This is a genomic window from Streptomyces diastatochromogenes (assembly GCF_002242805.1).
Taxonomy (GTDB): domain Bacteria; phylum Actinomycetota; class Actinomycetes; order Streptomycetales; family Streptomycetaceae; genus Streptomyces; species Streptomyces diastatochromogenes.
In genome coordinates this window covers 1-6,470 of the sequence record NZ_MCGQ01000119.1, presented here as the reverse complement: position 1 = coordinate 6,470, position 6,470 = coordinate 1, and the positions used below count along the sequence as shown (strand labels likewise).

Below are 6,470 nucleotides of genomic sequence, written 5' to 3'. Positions count from 1 at the left end.
GCGTGAGGCAGCCCAGGCCCCATGCGAGCAGGGTCAGCGTGGCGCCCGTGAGATGCGCGTCGTGGAAGTAGGAGGCTCCGCGCAGTCCCCGTACCGCTGCCGCTGGTGGCAGGACGGACGCGAGCGGAGAGAGCCATGCGGGAAGAAACGTGGCGGGCAGGATGCCACCGGAGGTGGCGTTGCCGAGGATCAGCAGCACCACCGAGGCCACCGGCATGCCGAGCGGCCCGAACAGGCGCAGCAGCAGCCCGGCCGCCGCGGCGGACGCCCAGGCGAGCAGGCCGACCACGGCGGTGACCACGGCGAACGAGGCCGGCAGCGCGCCGAGAGCGGTGTGCGCGATCAGCGCCACCATCACGCCGGAGGCGGCGGAGAAGACCAGCATCGAGGTGACGCGGACGGCGAGCCGCAGGCGCGGGGCGATCTGGTACGAGGACACCGCGAAGAGGAAGCCGGCGAGCACCACGCCGAAGGCGGCGTAGAACACCGACAGTCCGCGTGAGTCCCCCGCCGCGAGGGGCAGCACGTCCTTCACGGGAACGGGCTTGCCCACGGCCGCCGTCATGGCCGTGGCGAGGCTGGAGACCGTGGACGGTCCCTGCGCGCCGGCCACCAGGACACGCGTCCCCCGGCCGTCGGCGACCAGGGCCGCGGGGACCTGGTCGTGGGTGACGGCCTGGCGAGCGGCCTCGGCATCGGGGTAGCGGTAGAAGGTGTATCCGTCGGGTGCCGCGTTGTTGAGGGCGAGTTCCGTGCGGGCGGCCACCTTGTCGGGCGCGGCTATGCCCAGCGGCTGGTGACGCACCGACGGCGCGTGGAACGCCGCGAGATAGACGGCGACGAACACGGTGCCGATCGCCAGCGCGGTGATCACGGGCACGAGCATCGCCTTGCGGGCACCGGCGGCCGCGGCGAGCACCGGACCGGGAACGCCGGGCTCGGAGTCGACCAGTGCGCGCCTGGCGTGTCGTGCGTGATCGGCCGCGGGGTCCGCACCGGGGTCGGGAGGAGTGATCAGGGTCGGGGCACCGGGAGGGAACTCGGTGACGTGGCGCATGAGGTGAGGAAACTTTCCGATGTCGGCGGGGCCCGCAGCCCCTTCGGTGGTGTGCTCCCGACGGGGCTGCGGCAGGACAGGGCTACGGTCGACGGCGGCCTGTCCCTAGAACATGCCGCCGTCGACCTGCAGGGTGCGGCCGGTCATGTAAGCGGCGTCGTCGGAGGCGAGGAACGCGTATCCGGCGGCGATCTCCGAGGGCTGCGCGAGCCGTCGCAGCGCGATCTGCTCATCGACCCAGTCGGAGAGGTCCTGCTTGCCCACCAGGTCGGGGTGCACGTAGCTGGCCCCGTACTCGACCGCCATGTCCGTTGCGGTGCCGCCGGGAGCGATGGCGTTGATGGTGATGCCCTTCCGCCCGAGTTCGGCGGACAGGTTCAGCACCATCGACTCCACCGCCGCCTTGCTCGCGGCGTAGAGGGTGTGGCGGAAGAACGCCTTGGAGGCACTGACCGAGGACGTCAGCACCATGCGGCCGCCCTCGCGCATGTGGGCGGCGGCGTGCTGGACGGCGAACAGCTGCCCGCGCGTGTTGACCGCGAAGACGCGGTCGAAGTCGGCCTGCGTGATGCTTTCGAGAGCGTCGAAGTGCTCGATGCCGGCGCAGGACGCGAGCACGTCCAGCTGGCCGAACTCGGCCACCGCCCGTTCGATCAGCGCCCTGGTCTGCTCCGGGTCGGCGGCGTCGGCCTGTACGGCGACGGCCCGGCTGCCGCCTGCGACCAGCTCGGCGACGAGGGCGTCCGCCGCCTCCTTGTTGCCGCGGTAGCCGATCGCCACCGCCGCTCCTTCGTCGGCCAGCCGCCGTGCGACGGCCGCGCCGATGCCACCGCTGCCGCCGGTGACGACTGCGGCCTTGCCTTCGAAACGTGTCCTCTGCACGGATGACACCACTTCTCTTCTCTCGGGACAGGTGGGGGGATCGCTGCGGGCAACGGCTGCGGCGCCCGAACGGAAGGCCGGCCGGCGGGCGGGCGCACCCGAGGGGTCCCCACGGCGCGTGCTCCCGACCGGCTCATCCACCGTAACACCAAGCGAAGGAAATCCTTCACTTAGGCGTCCTGGTGAGCAGAGGTGACGTAATCTCAAGGCGTCGGCCGGCCGGGATCAGGGCCGGCCGCACGGTCGAGAAAGGACAGGCCCACGGTGACTTCCCGCACCACAGGCGAGGACAGAAAGCCGCGCCTGAGGGCCGACGCGGCCCGCAACCGGGCGCAGATCCTCGCCGCCGCCCGCACCGCCTTTCGCGAACTGGGCACCGCGGCGCCACTGGACGAGATCGCCCGCCGGGCGGGGGTGAACATCGCCACGCTCTACCGGCGTTTCCCCGATCGCGAGGCCCTGGTCCAGCAGGTCGTGATCGACGGATTCGCCCTGGTGATAGAGGCAGCCCACCAGGCACTGGACGCCGCCCCGCAGGACGCCCTGGCCGCCGTCGAGGGGTTCCTGCTACGCCTCGTCGACGAGCGGGACATCCTCGTACTCCCCCTGATCGGCGGGCCGGTTCCCACCACCCGCGAAGCGGCCGAACTCCAGGGCCGGATCGCTCCCCTGCTGGAGGAGCTGCTGACGCACGCCCGCGCCCAGGGGACCATCCGGCCCGACGCCACCCACATGGACCTGATCACCACCGGGGCCATGGCCTGCCGCCCGATGCCCTACCTCCCCGCAGCGCAGGCCGCCGCCCTCGCCACCCGCCACGTGCGCATCTTCGTGGACGGACTGCGCCCGAACGGCACCCGGCCGCTGCCCCCGTCCCCGACGCACGAAGAGCTGAGCGTCCACCTGCACACGGACCCCACGGAGAGCTGAAGTCCGACCGTGGAGAGTCAGGCCACGGCACCCGCCAGGAGCGTGACCAGCTCGTCGACGATCGGGGGGCGGGCGCCGGGTCGGCTGACGGCGAGGATCTCCCGGTGGAGGGGCGCGACCCCGGCCGGCAGGAGCACCCGCTCGACTCCGGCGTCCTGCCCGCCGAGGAGCGTGGCCGGGATCAGGCCCACCGCGAGGCCGGCCCGGATCATGGCGAGCATGCTGTGCAGGTCCTCGGTCTCCAGTGTCACCTGGGGCGCGATCCCGAGTTCTCCGGCCCAGCGGTGCAGCAGCCGCCGGTCGGGGTTGTGCGCGTGTCCCGAGACCCACTCCCGGTCCAGGCATTCGGCCAGCTCGACCGGGCGTCGGCGCCCCGGCTCGGCGCCCGTGACCAGGACCAGTGGTTCGTGCCCGAGGAGGGTGATCGTCAACGCCTCGGACGGGGCCGGCGGGTCCTCGGGCAGGTAGCGGTAGGCGACGAGCAGGTCCAGGTCCCCCGACTTCACCCTCGGCACCCCTTCGTCCGTCTCCACGACGACGAGTCGGAGCCGGGGACCGGGGCGTCGAGCCCTGAGCGTGGACAGAACCTCCGGGAGCAGGTAGGTCATGGCGCTGGGGTAGGTCCCCACGCGCAGTTCGGCGATCTCTCGGTCGGCGATACCGCTCGCGGCGTCCTGGAACCGCGCGGTCGCGTCGAAGAGCGCCTCGGCCGCCTGGGCGAGGGAGCGGCCGGCCGCGGTGAGGATCAGCCGGCTGCCGGGGCGGCGGACGATCAGTTCGACGCCCATGTCGCGTTCCAGCGCGGCGATGTGCTGGGACACCGCCGAGGGCACGTAGCCGAGCGCCGCCGCGGCCTCGGCCATCGAGCCCTGGCGCACCACGGCCAGGAAGGTGGCGAGGAGCTTCAGATCCGGCTGAGACTTCATGGATCATGAACTTTCTCTTCGGAATCCATCGCTTTACGTGTCGCGGTGACGACGCCAGAGTAAGACCATGGCCATCGATCTCACCGCGCTGCGGGCCCACTTCCCCTCCCTCGACACCGGCCTCGCCTTCTTCGACGGGCCGGGCGGAACACAGACCCCCCGCCCCGTCGCCGACGCCATCGCCGCGACCCTGACCGGCCCCCTGTCCAACCGGGGAACCATCAGCACGTCCGAACTCAACGCCGAGCGCGCCGTCGCCGACTTCCGTGCCGCCTACGCCGACCTGCTGGGCGTGCCCGCGGGCGGCGTCGTCCACGGGCGCAGCGCCACCCAGCTCACCTACGACTTCTCCCGCCATCTGGCCAAGGGCTGGAAGGCGGGCGACGAGATCGTCCTCAGCCGTCTGGACCACGACGCCAACGTCCGCCCCTGGGTCCAGGCGGCCGAGCGCGCCGGAGTGACGGTCCGCTGGATCGAGATCGACGCCGACACCACGGAGCTGGACCTCGACTCGTACGAGCGGGCCCTGTCACCCCGCACCCGGCTGGTCGCGGTCACGGCGGCCTCCAACGTGCTCGGCACCAAGCCACCCGTCCGCCAAATCGCCGACCGGGCCCACGAGGTCGGCGCCCTGGTGTACGTGGACGGCGTCCACTACGCCGCGCACCATCTCGTGGACGTACCCGCCCTCGGGGCCGACCTGTTCGTCTGCTCGCCGTACAAGTTCCTCGGACCGCACTGCGGGGTTCTCGCGGCGGCGCCCGAGTTCCTCGAAACGCTGCGCCCGGACAAGCTCGTGCCGTCCCCCGACACCGTGCCGGAGCGGTTCGAGTTCGGCACGCTCCCCTACGAGATCCTGGCGGGCGCCACCGCGGCCGTCGACTTCCTCGCCGCGATGGACCCGGGGACGGGAAGCACGCGGAGGGAACGGCTCACGCACTCGCTCGGCGCCCTGCACGAGCACGAGCAGGACCTGCGTACGCGGCTGGAGGAAGGCCTGCGGGCGCTCGGCGACGCGGTCACCCTGCACTCGAAGGCTCCCGACCGCACCCCGACGCTCCTGATGACCCTCGAAGGCCGCGACGCGCGCGAGGCCCAGGCACACCTGGCCGCACGCAACGTGCTGGCACCCGCCGGATCGTTCTACGCGTACGAGCCCTTCACCGCGCTGAAGCTCGAGGATCCCGCCCTGCGGGTGGGTCTGGCGCCCTACAACACCACGGATGACGTGGACCGGCTCCTGGACGGTCTCGCGGCCTTTCTCTGACCTGTGGGGCGGACCTCAGTCAGGCAGCCCCCAGAAAGATCCGTGCAGGCCGACCTCGGCGAAGTAGGCGGTGGCGGAGACGGGGTCGCGGCGGGTGTAGTCCGGGTCCAGGCGTCCGGAGTACCAGTCGCGGGCGAGGCGCCACAGGGTGCCCAGATCCATGACGTAGCCGCGCTCCTGGCCCGTCCGCCGCAGCCAGGTGTCGACGCAGTCGGTGGAGCAGAACAGGCGCTGGTTGCCGCAGGTGTGCACGACATCGTCCCAGGCCCGGTGCATGGGGGTGAGGAAATGGGCCACCTGGTCGCCTTGCGGGGGCGCGTCCCGGCCGACCACCCAGGCGTGCGGGGTGTCACAGGCCGGACAGCGCGTGGCGACCAGGACGTCGGGCTCGTCCCGGAGCAGGTGGGGCAGGGCGAACGAGTCCCAGGCGCAGCCGCCCCACCACAGTGTGTGCGCCCCCATGACGGAGAAGCCGAGCGGCACGGACGCGAAGGGGTGGGCCATCACGACGTGGTCGTTGTCCTGCGGGTCAAGGACCACATCATGGCTTGCGTGAAGGGTGCGCAGTTCCTGACGCACCTGGTCGGGGGCGAGTCCGGTGAGTGCGGCGAGTTCCGGCACGCTCGGAGCACGGCCGGTGCGGGCGAATCCGTTGTAGACGGCCAGGCGGACCCGCTCCGTCCCGTGGAGGGTCGACGGTGCCGCTGAGACGTTCCCGGTCATTCTCGTGATTCCTTCGCTGGTTGGGGCGACGGGTCCAGGGTGCGCCTCCAGAAGATCCGGGGCTTGAACGCTCGTGCGGGACAATGAGGACATGACGCCTTCCGGGGAGCGCGCCGCCTACTGGCGGGTTCCCGGGCTTGCGCTGGAGGCCATGCACGCCCGCTTCGAGCACTACGCCTATCCGATGCATGCCCACGACACGTACTCCTTCGGAGTCACCGACGACGGAGCCCAGTCGTTCGTGTGCAGGGGGGAGCGGCACGTCAGCGCGGCCGGACTGGTCATGGCGTTCAATCCGGACGAGCCGCACGACGGACAGTCGGCCGTCCACCACGGGTACCGCTACCGGATGCTGCACCTCGGCGAGGATCTGCTCCGGGATGTCCTCCACGACGCGGCTCCCGGCGGCGCCGGGCTGCCGCTCTTCGACACCCCCGTGGTGGACGACCCGGCCCTGGCCCGAGCCGTGGCCCACCTGCACACCGCGGTCGTCGAGAACGCACCCCGGCTGGTCGTCGAGGAGCGCCTCACCGCCACCGTGCTGGCCCTGACCCGCGATGCCGCCACGCGTCCGGCACGTCTGCCGGACCCGCAGGGCCGGGTGGACCTGGCCGCCATGGAACGGGCCCGCGGTCTGCTGCGGCAGCGTTTCGCCGAGAACATCGCCGCCGACGAGCTGGCCCGC

At 71.9% G+C, this 6,470-nt stretch carries 7 protein-coding genes; 3 read left to right on the top strand and 4 right to left on the bottom strand.

Annotation, left to right across the window (positions count from 1 at the left end; translation table 11 throughout):
* Together BEK98_RS46665 and BEK98_RS46660 are read right to left on the bottom strand one after the other, a co-directional pair.
* Window positions 1-1,057 (bottom strand): hypothetical protein (locus tag BEK98_RS46665; protein WP_094222884.1); only part of this gene is annotated, 1,057 nt, incomplete at its 3' end.
* Window positions 1,058-1,162: 105 nt separating this feature from the next.
* Entirely contained in the window at window positions 1,163-1,939 is a 777-nt protein-coding gene (locus tag BEK98_RS46660; protein WP_094222885.1) for an SDR family NAD(P)-dependent oxidoreductase, read from the bottom strand.
* A 264-nt stretch (window positions 1,940-2,203) separates the two neighbouring features.
* Between BEK98_RS46660 and BEK98_RS46655 the strand changes: the two genes are divergently transcribed.
* Window positions 2,204-2,869 carry a TetR/AcrR family transcriptional regulator gene (locus BEK98_RS46655; protein WP_094222883.1) on the top strand — a complete coding sequence of 222 codons (666 nt, stop codon included), beginning with the start codon at window positions 2,204-2,206 and terminating at the stop codon, window positions 2,867-2,869.
* A gap of 17 nt (window positions 2,870-2,886) precedes the next feature.
* Here the strand turns inward: BEK98_RS46655 and BEK98_RS46650 are convergent, their stop codons facing one another.
* Window positions 2,887-3,795, bottom strand: a complete 909-nt coding sequence (locus tag BEK98_RS46650) for a LysR family transcriptional regulator (RefSeq protein WP_094222882.1) — start codon at window positions 3,793-3,795, stop codon at window positions 2,887-2,889.
* A gap of 67 nt (window positions 3,796-3,862) precedes the next feature.
* Here BEK98_RS46650 and BEK98_RS46645 point away from each other — a divergent pair, with 67 nt between their 5' ends.
* Entirely contained in the window at window positions 3,863-5,062 is a 1,200-nt protein-coding gene (locus tag BEK98_RS46645) for a cysteine desulfurase-like protein (RefSeq protein WP_094222881.1), read from the top strand.
* A gap of 15 nt (window positions 5,063-5,077) precedes the next feature.
* On the opposite strand, the gene merB is transcribed toward BEK98_RS46645, so the two are convergent.
* Complete coding sequence (merB, locus tag BEK98_RS46640; protein WP_094222880.1) at window positions 5,078-5,785, bottom strand: organomercurial lyase; 708 nt, start codon at window positions 5,783-5,785, stop codon at window positions 5,078-5,080.
* A gap of 91 nt (window positions 5,786-5,876) precedes the next feature.
* On the opposite strand from merB, the gene BEK98_RS46635 reads away from it, so the two are divergent.
* On the top strand, window positions 5,877-6,470 hold a 594-nt coding region (locus BEK98_RS46635; protein WP_094222879.1), incomplete at its 3' end, for an AraC family ligand binding domain-containing protein.